Below are 21,700 nucleotides of genomic sequence, written 5' to 3' on the forward strand. Positions count from 1 at the left end.
GTTCCTTATTTAGTTATATATTTGGTAGCTTTTGGACTTCAGTCAATAAAATAGACAATATCCGGATATCATAGGCGTGTTTTTTTCTTCCGCATCTTAGCTTGGATGCCTCTGTTTGAAGGATTCTTTTGTACTTCGATAACTCCTTTACACAGAGGAAATAAATGCAGGATTGGGATTGACTTTTGCGCCAATTCATACACCTTTTCGTATTCTATGGGACTCAATACCACAAGAATGCTGCCTTTTCAGATAGAGAACTCGATTGCTGCTGCCTCGTTCTCTATTACCTATTGCAGAAACGCGTTATAATAACGTGTCATAGCTACTGCAAAATCTCCTCTTGTAATTTTGCCAGCAGGAGTAAAACTGGCTGAGACTACAGGCTTTAGATCATATGGACCCTGTTTTATAGAGAATGAAGCGTTAAGTATGTTTAGGTCTAGAGCAAGCTGGACATATCCTTTCAACTCTGCAGGAATATTGGCCTGGTCTTCAATATTTATTCTTTCATCTTTATATTGAACGGTTATCTGGCCGGTAAAGCTCTCGGCATCCTTCTGTAAGCCCAGGCTTTGTACTAATGAATAGGCGAGTTCAGCTCTTGTGACTCCGTCCTTAGGTGCAAATTTGCCGATGCCCTTTGATAATATTACTCCTTTTTGTACTTGCTGCTGGTCCCTGAACGCTGCACCTTTTGCTGCTGCAGCCTCTGTATATGGCAAGTCCGCAGCTTCTACATCAGAGAAAGAATTCTTTCCGGCTGCTGGCAGTGACTGACGGATTTCCGCTCCCATTACCAGATACCTTGCCAGTTCGGAACGTGTTAACAGGGAAGACGGTTTAAATGCTCCGCCGGTATAGCCGTCAAATAAGCGTTCACTCACACCCATTTTGATCGCTTCTGATGCAGGATGGCCGGCTATATCATTTAAACCGGTGAAGCCGCTGACCTTCGTAAAGGCTAATGAACCCTTCACTGTTTCGGGAAGTCCACTTCCAATTGGGTTTGCTTGATCTCCCCTGATTCCCCTGATCTCAGCTTTCCATTGACCGGAAACCGGGGATGAAACGGAAACAGTGCGGTCTGTATATAGCGGGAATAATAGACTTACCCCTGAACTGTATTCTTTTCCATCTGGTGCAATAAGGACGAGGTTAATGGGGTTGCCGGTCTCCTCAAGCAGTCCCTTCCCATCCACTTTTGCTACAAGGCTTGATAACCCTGCTTCAACTGTGAATGTATATTGATTGGTGGATAGGGATGTGACGGGATTAAAATCCACCGAAAATTCTTTGCGTTCAGTTGATGATTGGACGTTACTGTTAAAGGTTTGGGATGCATTGACCGTTTTTCCGTACTCTTTTCCGTTATAGATTCGATCCACAGCCGCATAGGCATTTACATATCCTGATCCAACTTCCCAGGTTTCATAACCCGGCATGTTAGTCGCAGTTTGCTGCAGGATATTCTTAATTTCTGAAGGTGAAAGCAACGGATTTGCTTCAAGCATAAGAGCTACTATACCAGCTACATGAGGGGTTGCCATCGAAGTTCCGCTCATCGTTGTATAATAAGGAAGATAAGCAGGCGGAATCGTCTGTGCATCCTGTTCGGCAGCTAAGCTGGATACAGGTCCAATCACTCTGGTTGACACAATATCTACCCCAGGAGCAGTTATCGTCGGTTCATCCTTCCATGTCCACTCCCGGCCATCCGCAGAGAAAGTCCCTCCAACTCCTTTTGTTCCCCGTGAAGAAAATTCTGCCAATTTCCCATTTTTCTCACCAGCTGCAACGGAGATTACCCATGGCGCTTTTGCATAAGGGTTATGTGTGTTTTCTCCTGGCCCTTCGTTACCTGCAGCAAATAATACAGTGATCCCTCGATCAAATGCTTTTTTGCTTGCTATGTTAATCGGATCATTCGGGTCAAAATCACCGCTGGATCCCCAAGAATTGGTGATCACTCGAATATCATATTGAGTCTGGTGTGTGAGTGCATAATCGAAACCGCCGATGCCATCCAGTACAAACAAAGCGGCTCCTGAACCGTATCCAATTAAGTCCGCCCCTGGTGCTGCACCTTCGTATTTACCGGAAGACATTGCTCCAGTGCCTCCAACAGTTCCAGCAACATGAGTCCCGTGGCCGGAATTTGTATCCGTGTTCGGAACGTTCTCCTGGTAAGTTATCGGAAGAAGTGTTGGCTCAAGTGCATTAAGATTGGTGGAACCCAGTACGTTTTGGACCAGGTTTTTACCAAGCTCAATGTCCTTGTGAGTCCCGTCGACTCCGCTGTCATTGATAACTATCCCGATGCCCTTGCCTGTTAGCGGAAGGCCATTGTTGGCTTTTTGAAAACCCTGATCGGTTCTTACCTTATCCACTCCGGTTACGTTAGTGGCTTCTTCGTTAAAATAGCTCAGCTTTTTATTAAGGTAGACAGATTGAACTTCTCCGGATTCTGCCAGTTCTTTAATTTGAGACCCGTTTGCAATCACACCCGCAATCGGAAGTGATTTCATAGTAACCCCTGTTTTTATCCCGAGGGTTTTTAGGAGACCAAGCTGAGATGCTGATGGAGGGCCGTCCCCTTTGAAAGAAACGATAACCTGTAGAGAGCTTGCTGTTTCAAGAGCTCTTTCTATTAGCGGATCTACAATTCCTTTTGTTCCTTCAGCAGCGAATGCATCCTGCTGCCTCGATCCAAATTGCGGTAAAAATATCAACAGGGCTAAAAACACATAAATCCAACGTTTCATCTATTCTCCTCCGTTTTCAAAATATTTAAAACCTTAGTCTAATTATCCTTAAAAATTGGAAATCCATCTATTGCGCAAAGGTTCTATTTTGAACCTCCTGATGGAGTATTCTCATATACTACAAAGGATATAGTGTATATAGTACCTATTCACCTGCAAGCAGGGCTGGCTCGAGTGTGAGCCAGCCCTGATCATATCAATAGATTATTGTCCTATATGAAAAACTCTTTCAACTGCCCCAAAGGCGTTAACATAACCGCTTCCTGTTTCCCAGTGTTCATAGCCTGCCATCGGGGTGGCCGTGGATTGAAGAATGCTTTTAACCTCGGAAGGAGAAAGGGCCGGGTCTGCATCAAGCATTAAAGCAATAATGCCTGCAACATGAGGTGCAGCCATAGATGTGCCGCTCATGGTGGTGTAATAAGGAATATAGGCAGGCGGGATAAACTGCACATCATCCGCTGCACCTAAAAGCGGGATTGGTGCCAATACTCTTGTTGAAATAATATTAACTCCAGGTGATGTAACTGTAGGACTGTCTTCCCACATCCATGTTTGTCCGTCAACAGTTACCGTTCCTCCGAAACCTTTTTTACCTCTGGAAGAAAAATCTGCGAGATTCCTAGACTTGTCGCCTGCCGCCACTGTGACTACCCACGGGGCTTTTTTGTAATTACCGGAGATCGTAGATTCACCTGGTCCGGAATTGCCCGCTGAGAAAACGGTTGTAATTCCTCTGTCATACAGCTTTTTAGTAGCAACATTGATTGGATTATACGGATCAAACGCTGTTCCCGAGTCGCTGGTGTCGCCCCAGGAATTCGTAACTACACGAATATTGTAAGCTTGCTGATGGGTAAGTGCGTAATCAAATCCGCCGATAGTATCAAGCATTGCAAGTCCAGCACCTGAGCCATAGCCAATCAGGTTAGATCCGGGTGCCGCGCCTTCATATTTTCCTCCTGACATCGCCCCTGTTCCACCGACAATTCCAGCAACGTGGGTCCCGTGGCCGGAGTTACCATCGGTATTCACTACATTCTCAATATACGAAACAGGTAATAATGCATCTATGGCGTGAAGATTCGTTGCACCCAATACATTCTGGACAAGATGCTGTCCAAATTGTAAATCCTTATGAGTTCCATCCACTCCGCTGTCGTTAATAAGCACCCCAATGCCTTTTCCGGTAACCGGAAGGCCCCCGTTTAAGGATCTTATGGTTTCATTGGTCCTGACTTGATCCACGCCGGTCAATTCGGTACTATCTTCATTTTCATACTGAAGTGTTTTATTTAGATAAATAGATAAAACATTTTTCCCGGCGGCGAGTTTGTTTATTTGTTCTTTCGTAGCTATAGCCCCGGCAATCGGCAGCTTGTTAAACATAATTCCTTTAGTGATTCCCGCATCTTTAAGGAGCTGCAATGATTCGGGTGAGACTCTGTCTTCGTTTTTAAAAGTAATAATTACCTCAACCGGTTTCACCGAGTCCACTAATGTTTCACTCAGATTAGGATCAATAAACGCGCCGCCATCCTCCTCGGCTGTTGCAGCAGCGGGCAATAAAGGAAAAAACATTACTGAGATTAATAGGAATGCGGATACTATCCAAGCTTTTATTCTCATTTTTTCAGCTCCTATGCATTTTACATGTATTTTCTCATGATTGAGCAAAAACAACTATTCTGCATAAGGTGTAATAATAGATATACCGTAGTATTAACCAGCTTACTACTAAAGTAGTATTTAAAACGTTCCCCAGGCATAAAAACAGGGTTCCATATCAGGAACCCGGCGGTATGGGAACAAGCTGGTTCTGCACCGCATAAATTACAACTTGTGACCTGCTTTTCACATTCAATTTTTTTATGATCTTACTTACATGTATTTTAACGGTCTTATCGCTGATAAACAATTTGGCTGCGATTTCTTTATTGCTTAACCCCTCAAGAAGGCAGAACAGGACTTCCTTTTCCCTCTCTGTCAAAGAAGATTCTTCAGGCTTTGCCTGCTGGTGAAAGGACAGCAGTTTTTTGGTCATAGAGGGATGGATGAATGATTCTCCCTTGGCAACCGAACGAATTGCTTCGATAACTTGACCGTAAGGAGCATCCTTCAGCAAATACCCATCTGCCCCTTCCCTGATGGCAGACATAAAATATTCTTCATGGCTGTGCATCGTAAGGATTAAGACTTTGATATCAGGATATTGCCGCTTAAGGAGACCTGTTATTTCAACACCACTCTTCTCGGGAAGATTGATATCCATTAAAATCATACTTGGCTTACAGACCGGAACCTGCCTTAACGCCTCTTCACCAGAGACGGCTTCTCCTACAACCTCTATGTTGTCCTCCATTTCCAATATACTTTTTAGCCCGTCCCGCAACACTGCATGATCATCCACTAGCATGAGCCTGATCATGAATCTCCCCCCCTTCAAAACCCATTTTTGGCACCATTATTAATACAATTGTTCCTTCTCCCTCTTTGCTGTCTATTTGAAGTGATGCATTAAGCTTTTCGGCGGCATCATTCATTTGCAGGATGCCGAAATGCGGCTGCTTTTGAGCTTTGATCATTGCCTGGAAAAGCGAAAATCCCTTCCCATTATCCTTTACCTTGAGCAGAATATGGTCAGCCTGATTGCATAGCAGGACTTCAATTTTAGAAGCTCCTGCATGTTTTATAGCATTCTGAATGCTTTCCTGAAAAGAATCGTACAGGACTTTTTCTGCCATAGGGCTTAGATCAAAGTCTGTCCCTCTCTTTTCAAATTGTATGACTTGATTGTACTCTTCTCGCAGTGCATTTATTTTTTTGGTGATTGCTGCTACCAGTCCCGCTTTCTCAGTCGGATATGGCCTGAGGGCATATATAGATTCCCGCACTTCCTTTAAACTCTCCCTTAATCTGCAGACACTTTCGTCTACCAGCTTTAAGGTTTCTTCCGGCTTCTTGGAATAAATTTTCCCTGCTGTTTCCAGCTTCATGACTGCACCGGCCAATGTCTGTGCAATCCCATCATGAATTTCTCTTGCTATTCTGTTTCTTTCCTCAAGGATTAAGCGTTTTTCTTTTTCAGAAAGAAGCATTTGTGTTTTAATTATTGCTGCCAACTGGTTAGATAGAGTTGCCAGTGACTGAACATCTTCATTGGTAAAACTTTTTGTCCTGCTTCTGGCAACAATAAACATACCGACCGTTTCGTTCTCTACAACCAGCGGAGAGTAGACAAAAGATTTGAGGTCACTGTCAAAATAGCCTTCAGCAATCCCGATATTTTGTTTGCGGTCGTTATAAAGAACGGGGTGTTTCATCGACTCGAATTGATCAAATCCTTCTGGCGCCAATGAATGAGGTACCGAGGTTCTTCCTTCCTGAAATCTTTGCTGCCATATCCCTGTTTCTTTTATCCATAAAATACATGCTTCAACATCCATAAAATGAAAGAAACTATCCTTTAAAGTTGAATGCCACTTTGACTCAGGAACAATATGGTTTAGTTCGGTCGTGATTGAGAACAAGGCTTTCAGTCTATTCTTCTCCTGCCTAAGCCGGGCGATTGTTGAACTTAATAAACTAAGTCCCACAAGAGGTGAAAAGAAGAAAAAATAGGAAAACACATCAATTGTCCCGCGGTTCTGGCTGCCCAATGTGTAAAGCAGAATTCCGTATAATAAAGAAATAATCAAATTATTGAGTTCGGTAACCGTTTTGTGTTTCCACATTTTCATGGAATATGGCTGGGGACGAATGACTAGTACTAAATCAACTATTAAATTGTTAAAGATGAAGAAGAAGAATAATAAAATCCCAAATTCAACAATACCTGCCACCACTGGTGATGGCAACCCAGCTTCAGCCATAGGACTGAAAAAAGAAAGCATGGAAGTACTCAGCATAATGCTTAAAGCCAGTTGAGCGGGATTAAAAAGAATAATCCTTAAAGGACGACGGTGCAGCAGATTAACCACCAATACCACCAGCGCATAGCAAAATGCAGTATAAGGAGTGCCAAATATGGTATAAAGAACATATACCAAAGGAAATGAGATAGCCGTGAACCCTTTCCAAACCGGCATTGGATAATACTCGCTTATAAACAGGAAAACAATGAACAATAGTAAAATGACCGGCTCTTCAGGAACAGTAAGAGAAAGAGCTGATGAGAAGATTGACAACCATCCCGCCAACGTAATAAAACCAAGAAAAACCTTTGAGTATTTCTCCCTGGTCTGAAAATCCACCATACCTATTAAAGGCACCCCCTGTTGTTTTGAATATTCTGTAATTTATATTTTATGATTTACCACAGTAAAACACAAATAAAAAAACCCTGCACTAGTCGAATGGATACCACTAACCAGTGCCGGGCCAAGTCCAAATAAGGACTCTGTTAATGTATATTATTGCAGATGGTTATATAGATGCCTATTCATCTAACGGGCTATTCGCGTAGTTCAAAAGTAGTATTTTTTCTTGTTGAAAAGGTTTGAGTTCCCATTCATATGTTCATTCCTATGGTTTGCTGCTCCTTATAATTGGTTCTATACATATAACTGGATAGTTATTGGCATATGTATTAATCATTTTGTGAAATGATACCCTCTATTTCACCTCGATATGGATCTAAGATAAGAATAGTCTTAGAGTCAGCGAAAGTTTGCTTTACCTCTGATTTTTTTACCAGCATCGCGGACTGGGTTTTCCAAAAGATACTTATTTCATCTAAATATATTTGCCCGCTAAAGAAAAAAAGCAGAAATGAAAGTAGAGGAAGCTATTCAGAGAATGCGGTCATCCTTTAATTCCAGCATAAGTTAAAGGAATAGTCATTATTACTTCCACTTGAGCTGGTTAGACAGCATGATGGCCAATTCTTCAGATATGACTTTGCAGGAGCGTATATAAGAAATATGAGGCTGCATATACCAATAGTTGGTACAGCCGTGAGTGTTAACTTGAAATACTTTTATTTGCCGTTAACAGGAAAAAGAAAAATCCTTCATGCGCTCATGAAGGACTAAGTATATATGGCTTCCGTCGAAGCTTGGCCTATTCATGCCAGCCTTAAACGATTTTCCGGTGCGGCCCAAGGGCATTGCGCTTTGTAAATTTGTTGGCGACGCTTGAGGCGCCATATGAATTCGGCTTGATCACCGGCTGCAGGCCCATTGCCTCGATCCGTGCGACCATTTCCCGCACAAATTCCCTGGTCTTGTTCCGGCTTCCATTTCCAATATCGATATGGCCTTCAATTGTAAAGCCGGCTCCATTATAGATATGGGGCAGAACTAAGTTTATCAATACTTCTCTATGCTTCTCTGTAAAAAGAGCGGCCAGCTGCTCAGTCAGAGAGGTTTCCCTTGATATGCGCTCGTGCAGGTGCAGCATCTTGCGGGGGACAATTTCCTTGCGGCTGCACATCCAGGCGCCCCTTCCCTGTCTGTGGATGATGATGGCTGTTATAAAGACGGTATTCCGTTTGTGGACCTGCGAATCAGTGCCGACGATCAGGCGGTAATTGCCATGCGGCTCCTTCTGGATAAACTCGACAATGCGCTGGAATACCTGCTCAAATGTCATATTGCTTTCTGAAAGATTGTGGAAATGATATGGATTTCCCTGTTCCTGTTTCATTGATTCTCACCTGCCTTATCCTTTCACAGGATGAAAGGGTTCTGCCACAGCCGATTAATTGAAGAAATCTTACACTAGCCATCTTAGTATATTCATTCCTTGTTTATTTCAATATATGAAAATTCAGGTTGAATGAACCAACTCCTGTTTAATGAAAAAAAAGAAGGATGCATGAAAGCATCCTTCTCATTAAAACATCAAACTGCCTGTGTTGAGCCGGCATGTTCGTTCTCTTCCATCCAATCTTTTCCTTCCACCGTGCGCGCGACCAGCATCGCGGATGCATTGTCACCTGTTGCATTCAGCATGGTGGCGGGAGCATCAATGATCGTACTGATTGCCGCAATGATCGGCAGTGCTTCCATCGGAAGTCCGTATAGGGAAATGATGAGCATTTCAGCAACCATGCCTCCGCTCGGGATTGCCCCCATCACTGTTCCGCCCAGGACGGCAATCATGACAGCATAAAGGATCGTATCCACTCCAGAGAAATTCATATCGAACACAGAAAACAGCACTGCGATTTTCAGGATCACACCAAGAACGGAACCATCCTTATGCATGGAAGCACCGAGCGGAAGCACTGTGTCGCGGATGTCCTTCGGAATGCCGATTTTCTGTGAAGCTTCGATATTGACTGGCAATGTTGCCATTGAACTGCATGTCGCGACCGAAGTCACGGAAGGTGCCACCATATTGCGCCAAAATACATTTATACCCTTCCGGCCACCGCTGTAATACGCATAAAACGTATAAACTCCCGCAAAGAACAGAAGCGCTGTTATAAAGTAAAGAAGGGTGGATTTAAGATACGTCTGCAAGAGGTCTGTACCAAATGTCCCAACCAGGTAAGCAAAGTATGCCCCCAGCCCAATCGGTGCGTAATACATGATAAAACTGATCATTCTCATGAAGACCGCCGTGCCGGCACTCATGAACTTAGCAATGCTTCGTGCCGGTTCTCCGACTGCAGTGATCGCCATTCCCAAAAGAAGGGAAAATACAATTAAGCTCAGCATATTCTGGCGGGTGAACAAGTTGATGAATTCATCAGTCGTAAATGATTTAACAATCTGTTCTGCTGCCGATATCTTTTCCACTGATTCCGGCTTAGACAGAGCCACATTCATTTCCACAGCTGAAGGGAAAAGCTTGACGGCCGCTACCATCACCAGAGCTGCAATCAGGCCGGTAACAATGAAGACTGCAAAAGTTGAACCGATGATTTTTTTAAAACGGCCGGCACTGCCCATATTGGCAATGGACGATGTGACCGAGAAAAACACGAGTGGGATGACCAGAGTGAACATCAGGTTCAGGAATATATCTCCTAACGGCTTAAGAACCTCCGTCTTATCACCAAGCACGACTCCCAAAATGCTTCCGATGATGATGGATGCGAGCAATATAATCTGAAAACGATAAGAAGACCATAACTTTTTCAAAACTAAAACTCCTATTCTCTTTAAGCTAAAGGTGTGGCTTTGCCAGACCCTATCCTAATTATATAGAATCCACACGTAAATATCTGCCATCAGCTAAAATAAACTTTAATAACTCTCACATCGTTAACAAGGTTAATCTTTTTACCAGGAGTTTTCCTTTTGTTATAATGGTAGGGCATGCCAGGAAACGGCAAATATATATATAAGCACTCATAAGTATTCTTACTCTGAATGGAAGTGAATCTTAGATGGAAACCTGGAAGAAAAATTTATGGGTCCTTTGGTTCGGTGTCTTTATCACATCGGCCAGTTTTTCAATGGTCATTCCCTTTTTGCCTCTGTTCATGATTCAGATCGGAGTCCATGACCATACAGAATTATGGTCCGGCCTCATTTTCAGCGCCGCCTTCCTCGCCGGCGCCATTTCGGCCCCTTTCTGGGGATCGCTCGCTGACCGGTATGGACGGAAGCCGATGATCATCAGGGCGGGCTTCTTCCTGTTCGTCATTTATACCCTGATGGCCTTTGTAAACAACCCCTATGAAATTCTTGGCCTCCGGGTAGCACAGGGTCTATTGACCGGATTCATACCCGGCTCGATTGCCCTCATCGGGACCAATACGCCAGAAAAAAAAGTCGGATACGCACTTGCCGCCATTTCCACCGGAACGGCATCCGGCAGTATCGCCGGCCCATTGATTGGCGGAACGATGGCCGAACTCCTCGGCTACCGCCTCTCCTTCGTAAGCGGCGGCTTGCTTGTTTTCATCGCCACACTTCTTGTCTTTTTCTTTGTTAAAGAGGAGAAATTCACACCTTCCAAGGTGAAAAAGTCCTTCAGGGGTGACATCAGGGATGCGGCTTCCAACCGCCCGTTCATGCTCGTCCTGCTGTTGACCATGATGGCAGCCTGCTCTGTCATGATTCTGGAACCAGTTCTGCCTCTTTATATCATGGATCTGGATGGTTCCGCCGCCAATGCTTCCTTCCTGACAGGCTTAATATTCTCCATCCCTGGAATAGCCAGCATCCTGTTCGGCCCTTACTGGGGAAAACTTTCCGATAAAATTGGATTCAGGCAGGTGCTCCTGTTCGGATTGATCGGCGGAGGTGCAGGCTCAATCGTGCAGCTTTTAACTGACAATGTATGGGGCTTTTCCATTATCCGCTTCCTTTTTGGGGTCTTCTTTTGTGCGGTATTCCCTGCCCTGAACGGTTTGATCGTGAAGCTGACCACACCGGACTCCAGGGGCCGCGCTTTCGGTCTCAGCCAGACAGCCAACCAGATCGGCGGCATGCTCGGCCCCCTGCTCGGCGGCCTGATCGGAAGCCTTGTCTCCAATCATTATGTATTCCTGTTCACCGGCCTGCTTCTTTTAATCGGTTCAGCAATGGCCATGATGTTTACCAAAAAGCCGCGGAAGCAGAAAACTATTGCCAGAGGGAGTTAACAAAAAGACTCCTGGAAACCAGGAGTCTTTCTTACTTCTCTTAATATTCAGAGCCCAGCTCTTCCACAAGGCTGCGGAAGGTGGAGAGCGCTGAATCAATGGGTTCAGGAGCAGTCAGGTCCACTCCTGTCTTTTTAAGCAATTCGAGTGGATACTCCGAACTTCCGCTCTTTAAAAAGGCCAGATAGGCTTCCTGTGCCCCTTCTTCCCCGTTCAGCAGTTTTCCAGCGATGGCCAGGGCTGAAGCAAACCCGGTCGCATACTTATAAACGTAGAATGGGCGGTAAAAATGTGGAATTCTTGCCCAGCCGTATTTTGCCTGTTCAGTCAGTGACAGGACGTTCCCGTTATATTCCTTTGTTAACCGCTCAAAGATGCTGCTGAATACCTCTGCATTCAATGGTTTCCCTTGTTCTGCATGCTCATGGGTCAGCTTCTCAAATTCAGCGAACATCACCTGTGTGAAAAAAGTCCCTTTGAATTGGTCAATGAAATGATTCACCAGATATTTTCTCCTGTCACCCTCGGCCTTCTTCAATAAATGATGAATGAGCAGCACTTCGTTTACTGTCGATGCCACCTCTGCCACAAAAATGCTATAGCCAGCAGAAATGCGCGGCTGATGCAGGCTGCTATAATAGCTGTGCATCGCGTGGCCCATCTCATGGGTAAGAGTGAAAAGGCTGTTCAAATCATTGTGATGATTCAGCAGCACAAACGGATGGACACCATATACACCCATATTATAGGCACCTGACCGCTTGCCCGGCGTTTCCCACACATCGATATATCGCTTGTCTTTAAATGATGCCAGTGTCTGCCGGTATTCGCTTCCGAGGGGTGAGAGAGCATCCAGCATCATTTCATATGCTTCCTCAAACCCGATATCCTGCTTAACACCTTTTACGAGATCCACACTTTGATCATAGGGCGCAAGCTCATCAAGCCCTAGAAGCTTCTTTCTCACTTCATTGTATGAATGAAGTGTATCAATATTTTTTTTGGCAGCACTAATCAGATTTTCATAAACCTCCTTGGGCACCATATCCCCGAACAAGCCTTTTTCCAGGGCTGAAGGATATTTCCGTACCTTTGCCATTGCCACATTATTTTTGATATTGGCGGACAAATTCGACGCAATGGAATTCTTCAGCTGCACATAAGGCATATAATAAGCCTCATATGCCTCCTTGCGAACTTCCCTGTCTTCATCCTCCATCAGCTTGGAATACATTCCCCGTGTCAGCTCTTGCTTATTCCCTGACTTGTCTGTCACCTCTCCAAACTTGATGTCGGCATTATTCAGCATATTGAAAGTTTGTCCCGGAGCCGAAAAGGCCTCGCCCAGCTGGGAAACCACTTCCTCCTGCTCCCGGCTCAACACATGCCGCTTATAGCGGTATGACCGGAGCAGGCTTTTTTCAAAATACTGAAGTTCTTCGTTCTCTGCTATATATCCCTTCAGCACCTCTTCTTCCAGACTCAGAAGGAACGGCATGAAAAAAGACTCTGCCTCACTGTACCTGACATTCAAACCCGTCACCCGGTCAACCAGCGATTGTGCGCCAGAATCCCTCGTATCCAGATCCGAGCTCAGCCTCGCATACACATACACATTCGTAAAAATAGCAGAAATCTCCTCTTCTCGTTTCAGAAAGCGAAGCAGATCCGCGCTGCCCTTGATATTCCCGTTGAATTCCCTCAAGTCATCAAGCGAATTCTCCACTTCCTGATAGGCCTTCTCCCACGCTTCCTCCGATTCAAATAAATCTCCGAGATTCCATTGATGCTCAATCGGAGCCTCTTCCCTGCTTTTATAAACCTTCATAGTAACACCCCTTCTGCAGACCATAATCAACCTTATTCTGTGATGTGTTCATTATACCTAAAATAATGTTGGAATACGTGGAGAATGATTTTATGGGATTGGCTGAACCATTTTTTTTGGCACTTGTAGCTTTATTTGGGCATTTGGTTTGAATCATAGATTTCATTTGATTCTAACTTTCTTATTAAGACGATTTTTTGGATTTTAGAACCGATGTTTGTCTTAACTTTTCGTTTAAGACCATTTTTAACATTCTGGAGGTTGTTTTTGGTCTTAACTTTTCGTTTATGACCATTTCTAGCGTTCTGGAGGCTGTTTTTGGCCTTAACTTTTCGTTTAAGACCATTTTTAGCGTTCTGGAGGCTGTTTTTGGTCTTAACTTTTTATTTAAGACCATTTTTAGCGTTCTGGAGGCTGTTTTTGGTCTTAACTTTTCGTTTAAGACCATTTTTAGCGTTCTGGAGATTGTTTTTGGTCTTAACTTTTTATTTAAGACCATTTTTAGCGTTCTGGAGATTGTTTTTGGTCTTAACTTTTTATTTAAGACCATTTTTAGCGTTCTGGAGGCTGTTTTTGGTCCTAACTTTTCATTTAAGACCATTTTTAGCGTTCTGGAGATTGTTTTTGGTCTTAACTTTTCATTATGAATAGTTATTGAGAACTTACAGAAACATGTGTTCGTTTTATCTCGATTATGTGTTATAATACTGATGATTTACTATAAAGGGGGATAAAAATTTGGAAAAAGAAAACGAAATATTAAGCTATTTTAGTACATACTCTTCCTGGCTTGACTCTTTAAGAGATATTGATGAAGCATTATGGTCTGGACCGATAGCTGAAGGCAAATGGTCTATAAGTGAAATAATAGCCCATATTAAAAATTGGGACGATCACCTGTTATTGAACGTCATCCCTTCTGTATGCAGCGGGAAAGGTATGGATTTTCCTGAGTTTTATTCCTTCAATGAGAAAGCTTCCACGTACGCAAAATCCGCCATAACTCAAACGCAGCTGTTAAATGAATCGATAACTTCAAGAGAACTGCTGGTGCAAAAGCTAAGCGAGTTATCCACAGAAACCCTACATACATCAACAACCGCAAATGGAGTATCGCACTGCCCACATACCGGCACACCCTATTCCCTGATTTATATCGTCAATGAATTCACCGACCATGACTTTCATCATAAGAACCAAATCATGCAATTCCTAAATGAAAAGAGCCTGCAGTAATTTTAAGCATTTTATTGTAGTTACTTCATGTATATACAAAAAAGACCAGCTTCTCAGCTGGTCTTTCTTTCATCTGCCCGGCGGCGTCCTACTCTCACAGGGGGAGAGCCCCCAACTACCATCGGCGCTAAAGAGCTTAACTTCCGTGTTCGGGATGGGAACGGGTGTGGCCTCTTTGCCATAACTGCCAGACAGATATGAATGAACTTTCGTTCCTTCAAAACTAGATAACAAAGGCTGATTCGCATTACGTTTTTCGAGTATAAACAAGATAGGTTAAGTCCTCGATCGATTAGTATCTGTCAGCTCCACGTGTCGCCACGCTTCCACCTCAGACCTATCTACCTGATCATCTTTCAGGGATCTTACTAGCTTGACGCTATGGGAAATCTCATCTTGAGGGGGGCTTCATGCTTAGATGCTTTCAGCACTTATCCCGTCCGCACATAGCTACCCAGCGATGCCTTTGGCAAGACAACTGGTACACCAGCGGTGCGTCCATCCCGGTCCTCTCGTACTAAGGACAGCTCCTCTCAAATTTCCTGCGCCCACGACGGATAGGGACCGAACTGTCTCACGACGTTCTGAACCCAGCTCGCGTACCGCTTTAATGGGCGAACAGCCCAACCCTTGGGACCGACTACAGCCCCAGGATGCGATGAGCCGACATCGAGGTGCCAAACCTCCCCGTCGATGTGGACTCTTGGGGGAGATAAGCCTGTTATCCCCGGGGTAGCTTTTATCCGTTGAGCGATGGCCCTTCCATGCGGAACCACCGGATCACTAAGCCCGACTTTCGTCCCTGCTCGACTTGTAGGTCTCGCAGTCAAGCTCCCTTGTGCCTTTACACTCTGCGAATGATTTCCAACCATTCTGAGGGAACCTTTGGGCGCCTCCGTTACTCTTTAGGAGGCGACCGCCCCAGTCAAACTGCCCGCCTGACACTGTCTCCCGCCCCGATAAGGGGCGCGGGTTAGAATTTCAATACAGCCAGGGTAGTATCCCACCGATGCCTCCACCGAAGCTGGCGCTCCGGCTTCAAAGGCTCCTACCTATCCTGTACAAGCTGTACCAAAATTCAATATCAGGCTGCAGTAAAGCTCCACGGGGTCTTTCCGTCCTGTCGCGGGTAACCTGCATCTTCACAGGTAGTATAATTTCACCGAGTCTCTCGTTGAGACAGTGCCCAGATCGTTACGCCTTTCGTGCGGGTCGGAACTTACCCGACAAGGAATTTCGCTACCTTAGGACCGTTATAGTTACGGCCGCCGTTTACTGGGGCTTCGGTTCAAAGCTTCGCTTACGCTAACCTCTCCCCTTAACCTTCCAGCACCGGGCAGGCGTCAGCCCCTATACTTCGCCTTGCGGCTTCGCAGAGACCTGTGTTTTTGCTAAACAGTCGCCTGGGCCTATTCACTGCGGCTCATCCGGGCTATTCACCCAGATGAGCACCCCTTCTCCCGAAGTTACGGGGTCATTTTGCCGAGTTCCTTAACGAGAGTTCTCTCGCACACCTTAGGATTCTCTCCTCGCCTACCTGTGTCGGTTTGCGGTACGGGCACCCTTCATCTCGCTAGAGGCTTTTCTTGGCAGTGTGGAATCAGGAACTTCGGTACTAAATTTCCCTCGCCATCACAGCTCAGCTTATGTGAAAACGGGATTTGCCTCGTTTTCAGCCTAACTGCTTGGACGCGCTAATCCAACAGCGCGCTTACCCTATCCTACTGCGTCCCCCCATCGCTCAAACGATGAATAGGTGGTACAGGAATATCAACCTGTTGTCCATCGCCTACGCCTTTCGGCCTCGGCTTAGGTCCCGACTAACCCTGAGCGGACGAGCCTTCCTCAGGAAACCTTAGGCATTCGGTGGAAGGGATTCTCACCCTTCTTTCGCTACTCATACCGGCATTCTCACTTCTAAGCGCTCCACCAGTCCTTCCGGTCTGGCTTCTCAGCCCTTAGAACGCTCTCCTACCGCGGACACCCTAGGTGTCCACCCACAGCTTCGGTGATACGTTTAGCCCCGGTACATTTTCGGCGCAGAGTCACTCGACCAGTGAGCTATTACGCACTCTTTAAATGGTGGCTGCTTCTAAGCCAACATCCTGGTTGTCTAAGCAACTCCACATCCTTTTCCACTTAACGTATACTTTGGGACCTTAGCTGGTGGTCTGGGCTGTTTCCCTTTTGACTACGGATCTTATCACTCGCAGTCTGACTCCCAAGGAAAAGTCATTGGCATTCGGAGTTTGACTGAATTCGGTAACCCGAGATGGGCCCCTAGTCCAATCAGTGCTCTACCTCCAAGACTCTTAACACTTGAGGCTAGCCCTAAAGCTATTTCGGAGAGAACCAGCTATCTCCAGGTTCGATTGGAATTTCTCCGCTACCCACACCTCATCCCCGCACTTTTCAACGTGCGTGGGTTCGGGCCTCCATTCAGTGTTACCTGAACTTCACCCTGGACATGGGTAGATCACCTGGTTTCGGGTCTACGACCTCATACTCATTCGCCCTATTCAGACTCGCTTTCGCTGCGGCTCCGTCTCATCAACTTAACCTTGCATGAAATCGTAACTCGCCGGTTCATTCTACAAAAGGCACGCCATCACCCGTTTCCCTAAAAGGGACATAGGGCTCTGACTACTTGTAGGCACACGGTTTCAGGATCTCTTTCACTCCCCTTCCGGGGTGCTTTTCACCTTTCCCTCACGGTACTGGTTCACTATCGGTCACTAGGTAGTATTTAGCCTTGGGAGATGGTCCTCCCTGCTTCCGACGGGATTTCACGTGTCCCGCCGTACTCAGGATCCACTCTGGAGGGAACGAAGTTTCGACTACAGGGTTGTTACCTTCTTCGACGGACCTTTCCATGTCTCTTCGTCTACCCCGTTCCTTTGTAACTCCGTATAGAGTGTCCTACAACCCCGAAAGGCAAGCCTTTCGGTTTGGGCTACATTCCGTTTCGCTCGCCGCTACTTGGGAAATCGCATTTGCTTTCTGTTCCTCCGGGTACTTAGATGTTTCAGTTCCCCGGGTCTGCCTCCATCACCCTATGAATTCAGGTGAAGGTACTGTTCCATTACGAACAGTGGGTTTCCCCATTCGGAAATCTCCGGATCAAAGCTTACTTACAGCTCCCCGAAGCATATCGGTGTTAGTCCCGTCCTTCATCGGCTCCTAGTGCCAAGGCATTCACCGTGCGCCCTTTCTAACTTAACCATAAATCCGGCTGACGATAAGCTTCGTTCTTCTTCGTCAGCTTCACTCGTTCACATCCTCACGTACGTGAAGTATGCGCAGGTGTAACTCGATCGCTTCCTCGAATAACTCGCTTCTCCTCAGCCTCTGAAGGCGGGAGAAGTTTCGCTTCATCATCGAACCATAATAAAACAATAAAACTTAACTCGGTTTATTACTCGATGCGGTAAAATGACGCAAATCATTTTTGCCTTATATTGTTATCTAGTTTTCAAAGAACGATAAAATAAACGATAAGCTTCGCTCTTCTTATCGAATAGCTCGCTTCTAATTTATTTTTTTGAGAGAATGCTCCCTCAAAACTGAACGAAACAAGATCGCTTTTTCCTTAGAAAGGAGGTGATCCAGCCGCACCTTCCGATACGGCTACCTTGTTACGACTTCACCCCAATCATCTGTCCCACCTTAGGCGGCTGGCTCCATAAAGGTTACCCCACCGACTTCGGGTGTTACAAACTCTCGTGGTGTGACGGGCGGTGTGTACAAGGCCCGGGAACGTATTCACCGCGGCATGCTGATCCGCGATTACTAGCGATTCCGGCTTCATGCAGGCGAGTTGCAGCCTGCAATCCGAACTGAGAATGGCTTTATGGGATTCGCTCGGCCTCGCGGCTTTGCTGCCCTTTGTACCATCCATTGTAGCACGTGTGTAGCCCAGGTCATAAGGGGCATGATGATTTGACGTCATCCCCACCTTCCTCCGGTTTGTCACCGGCAGTCACCTTAGAGTGCCCAACTTAATGCTGGCAACTAAGATCAAGGGTTGCGCTCGTTGCGGGACTTAACCCAACATCTCACGACACGAGCTGACGACAACCATGCACCACCTGTCACTCTGTCCCCCGAAGGGGAACGTCCTATCTCTAGGAGTGGCAGAGGATGTCAAGACCTGGTAAGGTTCTTCGCGTTGCTTCGAATTAAACCACATGCTCCACCGCTTGTGCGGGCCCCCGTCAATTCCTTTGAGTTTCAGCCTTGCGGCCGTACTCCCCAGGCGGAGTGCTTAATGCGTTAGCTGCAGCACTAAAGGGCGGAAACCCTCTAACACTTAGCACTCATCGTTTACGGCGTGGACTACCAGGGTATCTAATCCTGTTCGCTCCCCACGCTTTCGCGCCTCAGCGTCAGTTACAGACCAGAGAGTCGCCTTCGCCACTGGTGTTCCTCCACATCTCTACGCATTTCACCGCTACACGTGGAATTCCACTCTCCTCTTCTGCACTCAAGTCTCCCAGTTTCCAATGACCCTCCACGGTTGAGCCGTGGGCTTTCACATCAGACTTAAAAGACCGCCTGCGCGCGCTTTACGCCCAATAAATCCGGACAACGCTTGCCACCTACGTATTACCGCGGCTGCTGGCACGTAGTTAGCCGTGGCTTTCTGGCCAGGTACCGTCAAGGTGCCATCAGTTACTATGGCACTTGTTCTTCCCTGACAACAGAGTTTTACGATCCGAAAACCTTCTTCACTCACGCGGCGTTGCTCCGTCAGACTTTCGTCCATTGCGGAAGATTCCCTACTGCTGCCTCCCGTAGGAGTCTGGGCCGTGTCTCAGTCCCAGTGTGGCCGATCACCCTCTCAGGTCGGCTACGCATCGTGGCCTTGGTGAGCCGTTACCCCACCAACTAGCTAATGCGCCGCGGGCCCATCCTTGAGTGACAGCCGAAACCGTCTTTCCTCTTTCCCTCATGTGAGGGAAAGACCTATCCGGTATTAGCTCCGGTTTCCCGAAGTTATCCCGATCTCAAGGGCAGGTTGCCCACGTGTTACTCACCCGTCCGCCGCTGACTTCAGGGAGCAAGCTCCCATCCGTCCGCTCGACTTGCATGTATTAGGCACGCCGCCAGCGTTCGTCCTGAGCCAGGATCAAACTCTCCGAAGAATTTGATATAGCTCATAAAGTTTAAAACTTGTTTTGTTTACTTCCTATAAATAAGAAGTAACTGGCGTCTTGTTTCGTTCAGTTTTCAAAGAACATCTTTAGTCAATATTAGTCAGTCGCTTGTAAGCAACTTAATAATAATAACATGAGACACAATAGCGTGTCAACATTTTTTAAAAATTTCCTAAGCAGTTAATTAAAACAGCTTTGGTGTATTAAAAATAATAACATCTATTTCATGATCCGTCTAGAATAAAAACAAAGAATTATACTGGTAAATAATTCTAAATAGAGGAGAAAAGATACGTTCAATAAAATCACCTATATTAGAAGTAAACAATGTTTAGAATCAAAAAACTCCTTGTTTCTTCTATAATAATCAAATTACCTTTTATAACAAATAAGTCCGTGCTCAGAAAAGAGAGAGCACTGAAAAGTAAAAAGAATCCAGCGGTCAAGGCTTTGATAACAATGTACAAAAAGAAATTCCCGTGAAAAAAGCCATCTAAATTAGATGGCTTCCAATGAATAAAGTGATTTCTTCTTTTTCTTCTCAAATGGTGTTACTAAGCTTCTTTGCATTTTAATAAGCGGCAAAGAGCACGTCTGATTCTATCTCTTCTTCTTACCAATTAAATCACCTCCTTAAAAAGCTGTTCTGCTCTTCAAAGGTTGTTCTCGGTCTATCTTGGCCCTGATCTCTGCGGCAGCCAGTCATCAAGATATTCAGGCAGCCCATTTGTTTTACTCAGTGTAGTGTGCCCTCCGCTTAAAGCCAGGTATGTTTTATCGGCACTCGCAAATAAATCCATGGCCGGCTTTATCATGTCTTCTGGTATAAGCTGATCCCCCTTCCCAGCAATGACAAGCAGATTCGCAGCAATATTTTTAAATGATGTCCTTTTGCCCCTGATATTGAAACAACGTGACATCAGCTGATTATCTTTTATCAGCCCGTTGAGCATTTGTTTCATAGCTGCTGACGTTAAAGGAACATGATCGATTGTCCACTCATTGAATCTTCTCCATTTTCCAACATATTCTGGATTATCTATGTTGCTGAGTAATGATAAGTAGATGGAAGAATGGATTGGGGATGTCATCAATGATATTCCCCGGTTTACCATGGAGCCAGGGACAACATGCAATAAGTCCAGAATTTCAGTAAAATCGACTTCCTCTTCTTTCATAGCTCTGACCCATTCGTCAAACTCCGGAAGAGCGTCAAAATTAAGCGGCGGTGTAATCAGAATCAGGTTCTTTATTGGTTCTTGCGCAATTGCGGCATACATGGCGGCAATTGTCCCGCCCAGACAATAACCTATTACTGTGAGTTCTCGGGCTTTAGAGTGGCGAAGTACTCTTTTTGCTGCCGGCTGGATATAATCCAGAATATAATCATCAATATCGATATCGCTGTCCTCATAACCAGGACTGCCGAAATCCAGGAGGTAGACATCAAAGCCTTCATTAATGAAAGCTTCAATCAAGCTGTTTCCAGGGCCTAAGTCAAGAATGACCGGCTTATTGATCAATGAATACACCATAAAAACAGGAATGCTGTATTTTCTTCTTTTTGGGGCATAATACCAAAGAGAGGATTTATTTTTCTTCCATACTGCCTCCCTTTTGGTTGTTCCCATTTCAGGAAGAGGTGAATGAATAGCGCTCCGGGCTTTTTTAAGGCGGGCAATAAAATCCTGTTCAGGCTTAAGACTCTTTTTCTCCATAAATCAGGCCTCTTTCCTTTTTGGCCGGCGAATGAAGGTGATTACTTCACTCCTGCTTTCCTTGGCTTTTTTCCTCTTCTTTGATTTTTTGCGGCTCTTTCTTTCTTTCTCAAACCGCTCTGATAAATTGGTCAGTATATCTTCAATATGATCGATTTTTTCTTCCATTTGCACCTGCATTTTAGCGATATTTGCGATATCCCTCTTCGTAGGGAAGTTTCCAAGGGCAGACATTGTTTCCATTGACTCCTTGAATTCCCTGGCATATTTCGAAAATGAGTAGTTTTCTTCATGAGCTCTTTGTATCAGGTCACGCTGATTCAAAAAATCTTTAATTTTTCGATTTACCTCATTTTCTTTTTGTGTTTCCATCCTACGGAGGGCATCGAGATACCATTCTTGGCTTTCCTTGCTCATTATGTTATCCCCTCTGCTTTTTGTTTCTCTGCTTTTTC

General features: G+C 45.3%; 12 protein-coding genes and 3 rRNA genes. 2 read left to right on the plus strand and 13 right to left on the minus strand.

Annotation, left to right across the window (positions count from 1 at the left end):
- Window positions 1-290: 290 nt before the first annotated feature.
- From V1498_RS13090 to V1498_RS13115, 6 genes are all read right to left on the minus strand, one after another.
- On the minus strand, window positions 291-2,765 hold the full coding sequence (locus V1498_RS13090; RefSeq protein ID WP_409294163.1) for a S8 family serine peptidase: 2,475 nt from the start codon (window positions 2,763-2,765) through the stop codon (window positions 291-293).
- Window positions 2,766-2,969: 204 nt separating this feature from the next.
- Window positions 2,970-4,394 (minus strand): S8 family serine peptidase, encoded by a 1,425-nt coding sequence (locus V1498_RS13095; protein ID WP_409294164.1) that lies wholly within the window; start codon window positions 4,392-4,394, stop codon window positions 2,970-2,972.
- Between the two features lie 157 nt (window positions 4,395-4,551).
- Window positions 4,552-5,193, minus strand: coding sequence for a response regulator (locus V1498_RS13100; protein WP_409294165.1), 642 nt, complete (start codon window positions 5,191-5,193; stop codon window positions 4,552-4,554).
- Window positions 5,168-7,021 carry a GAF domain-containing sensor histidine kinase gene (locus V1498_RS13105; protein WP_409294166.1) on the minus strand — a complete coding sequence of 618 codons (1,854 nt, stop codon included), beginning with the start codon at window positions 7,019-7,021 and terminating at the stop codon, window positions 5,168-5,170. Before V1498_RS13105 ends, V1498_RS13100 begins: the two co-directional genes overlap by 26 nt.
- An 820-nt stretch (window positions 7,022-7,841) precedes the next feature.
- Window positions 7,842-8,411, minus strand: coding sequence for a ribonuclease H-like YkuK family protein (locus V1498_RS13110; RefSeq protein ID WP_409294167.1), 570 nt, complete (start codon window positions 8,409-8,411; stop codon window positions 7,842-7,844).
- 197 nt (window positions 8,412-8,608) lie between these two features.
- Complete coding sequence (locus tag V1498_RS13115) at window positions 8,609-9,856, minus strand: dicarboxylate/amino acid:cation symporter (RefSeq protein ID WP_409294168.1); 1,248 nt, start codon at window positions 9,854-9,856, stop codon at window positions 8,609-8,611.
- Between the two features lie 248 nt (window positions 9,857-10,104).
- Between V1498_RS13115 and V1498_RS13120 the strand changes: the two genes are divergently transcribed.
- A complete protein-coding gene (locus V1498_RS13120) occupies window positions 10,105-11,307 on the plus strand; it encodes an MFS transporter (RefSeq protein WP_409294169.1) in 1,203 nt (400 codons plus the stop codon).
- Between the two features lie 40 nt (window positions 11,308-11,347).
- On the opposite strand, the gene pepF is transcribed toward V1498_RS13120, so the two are convergent.
- Together pepF and V1498_RS13130 are read right to left on the minus strand one after the other, a co-directional pair.
- Window positions 11,348-13,135 carry an oligoendopeptidase F gene (pepF, locus tag V1498_RS13125; protein ID WP_409294170.1) on the minus strand — a complete coding sequence of 596 codons (1,788 nt, stop codon included), beginning with the start codon at window positions 13,133-13,135 and terminating at the stop codon, window positions 11,348-11,350.
- A 184-nt stretch (window positions 13,136-13,319) separates the two neighbouring features.
- Window positions 13,320-13,736: a hypothetical protein gene (locus V1498_RS13130; protein WP_409294171.1), complete on the minus strand. Its 417-nt coding sequence runs from the start codon at window positions 13,734-13,736 to the stop codon at window positions 13,320-13,322.
- Window positions 13,737-13,873: 137 nt separating this feature from the next.
- On the opposite strand from V1498_RS13130, the gene V1498_RS13135 reads away from it, so the two are divergent.
- Window positions 13,874-14,371, plus strand: a complete 498-nt coding sequence (locus tag V1498_RS13135) for a DinB family protein (protein WP_409294172.1) — start codon at window positions 13,874-13,876, stop codon at window positions 14,369-14,371.
- A gap of 75 nt (window positions 14,372-14,446) precedes the next feature.
- Here the strand turns inward: V1498_RS13135 and rrf are convergent.
- The 5 genes from rrf to V1498_RS13160 all read right to left on the minus strand — a co-directional run bounded on the left by rrf (window position 14,447) and on the right by V1498_RS13160 (window position 21,662).
- A 5S ribosomal RNA gene (rrf, locus tag V1498_RS13140) occupies window positions 14,447-14,563 on the minus strand.
- 80 nt (window positions 14,564-14,643) lie between these two features.
- Window positions 14,644-17,593: ribosomal RNA gene (locus V1498_RS13145) — 23S ribosomal RNA — on the minus strand.
- 371 nt (window positions 17,594-17,964) lie between these two features.
- Window positions 17,965-19,515, minus strand: a 16S ribosomal RNA gene (locus V1498_RS13150).
- Together the 16S, 23S and 5S rRNA genes form the textbook arrangement of a ribosomal RNA operon.
- 683 nt (window positions 19,516-20,198) lie before the next feature.
- Window positions 20,199-21,245 carry an alpha/beta fold hydrolase gene (locus V1498_RS13155; RefSeq protein ID WP_409294173.1) on the minus strand — a complete coding sequence of 349 codons (1,047 nt, stop codon included), beginning with the start codon at window positions 21,243-21,245 and terminating at the stop codon, window positions 20,199-20,201.
- A 3-nt stretch (window positions 21,246-21,248) separates the two neighbouring features.
- Window positions 21,249-21,662: a hypothetical protein gene (locus V1498_RS13160; protein WP_409294174.1), complete on the minus strand. Its 414-nt coding sequence runs from the start codon at window positions 21,660-21,662 to the stop codon at window positions 21,249-21,251.
- Window positions 21,663-21,700 lie beyond the last annotated feature (38 nt).

The sequence above is a fragment of the Paraperibacillus marinus genome, assembly GCF_046237605.1.
Classification (GTDB): domain Bacteria; phylum Bacillota; class Bacilli; order Bacillales; family DSM-1321; genus Paraperibacillus; species Paraperibacillus marinus.

What these genes read in the sequence shown, in the direction of transcription:
- V1498_RS13160 (WP_409294174.1), bottom strand. Translation starts at nt 21,662, where the DNA reads ATGAGCAAGGAAAGCCAAGAATGGTATCTCGATGCCCTCCGTAGGATG.
- V1498_RS13095 (WP_409294164.1), bottom strand. Translation starts at nt 4,394, where the DNA reads ATGAGAATAAAAGCTTGGATAGTATCCGCATTCCTATTAATCTCAGTA.
- V1498_RS13105 (WP_409294166.1), bottom strand. Translation starts at nt 7,021, where the DNA reads ATGGTGGATTTTCAGACCAGGGAGAAATACTCAAAGGTTTTTCTTGGT.
- V1498_RS13155 (WP_409294173.1), bottom strand. Translation starts at nt 21,245, where the DNA reads ATGGAGAAAAAGAGTCTTAAGCCTGAACAGGATTTTATTGCCCGCCTT.
- V1498_RS13110 (WP_409294167.1), bottom strand. Translation starts at nt 8,411, where the DNA reads ATGAAACAGGAACAGGGAAATCCATATCATTTCCACAATCTTTCAGAA.
- V1498_RS13120 (WP_409294169.1), top strand. Translation starts at nt 10,105, where the DNA reads ATGGAAACCTGGAAGAAAAATTTATGGGTCCTTTGGTTCGGTGTCTTT.
- V1498_RS13100 (WP_409294165.1), bottom strand. Translation starts at nt 5,193, where the DNA reads ATGATCAGGCTCATGCTAGTGGATGATCATGCAGTGTTGCGGGACGGG.
- V1498_RS13090 (WP_409294163.1), bottom strand. Translation starts at nt 2,765, where the DNA reads ATGAAACGTTGGATTTATGTGTTTTTAGCCCTGTTGATATTTTTACCG.
- pepF (WP_409294170.1), bottom strand. Translation starts at nt 13,135, where the DNA reads ATGAAGGTTTATAAAAGCAGGGAAGAGGCTCCGATTGAGCATCAATGG.
- V1498_RS13130 (WP_409294171.1), bottom strand. Translation starts at nt 13,736, where the DNA reads ATGGTCTTAAATGAAAAGTTAGGACCAAAAACAGCCTCCAGAACGCTA.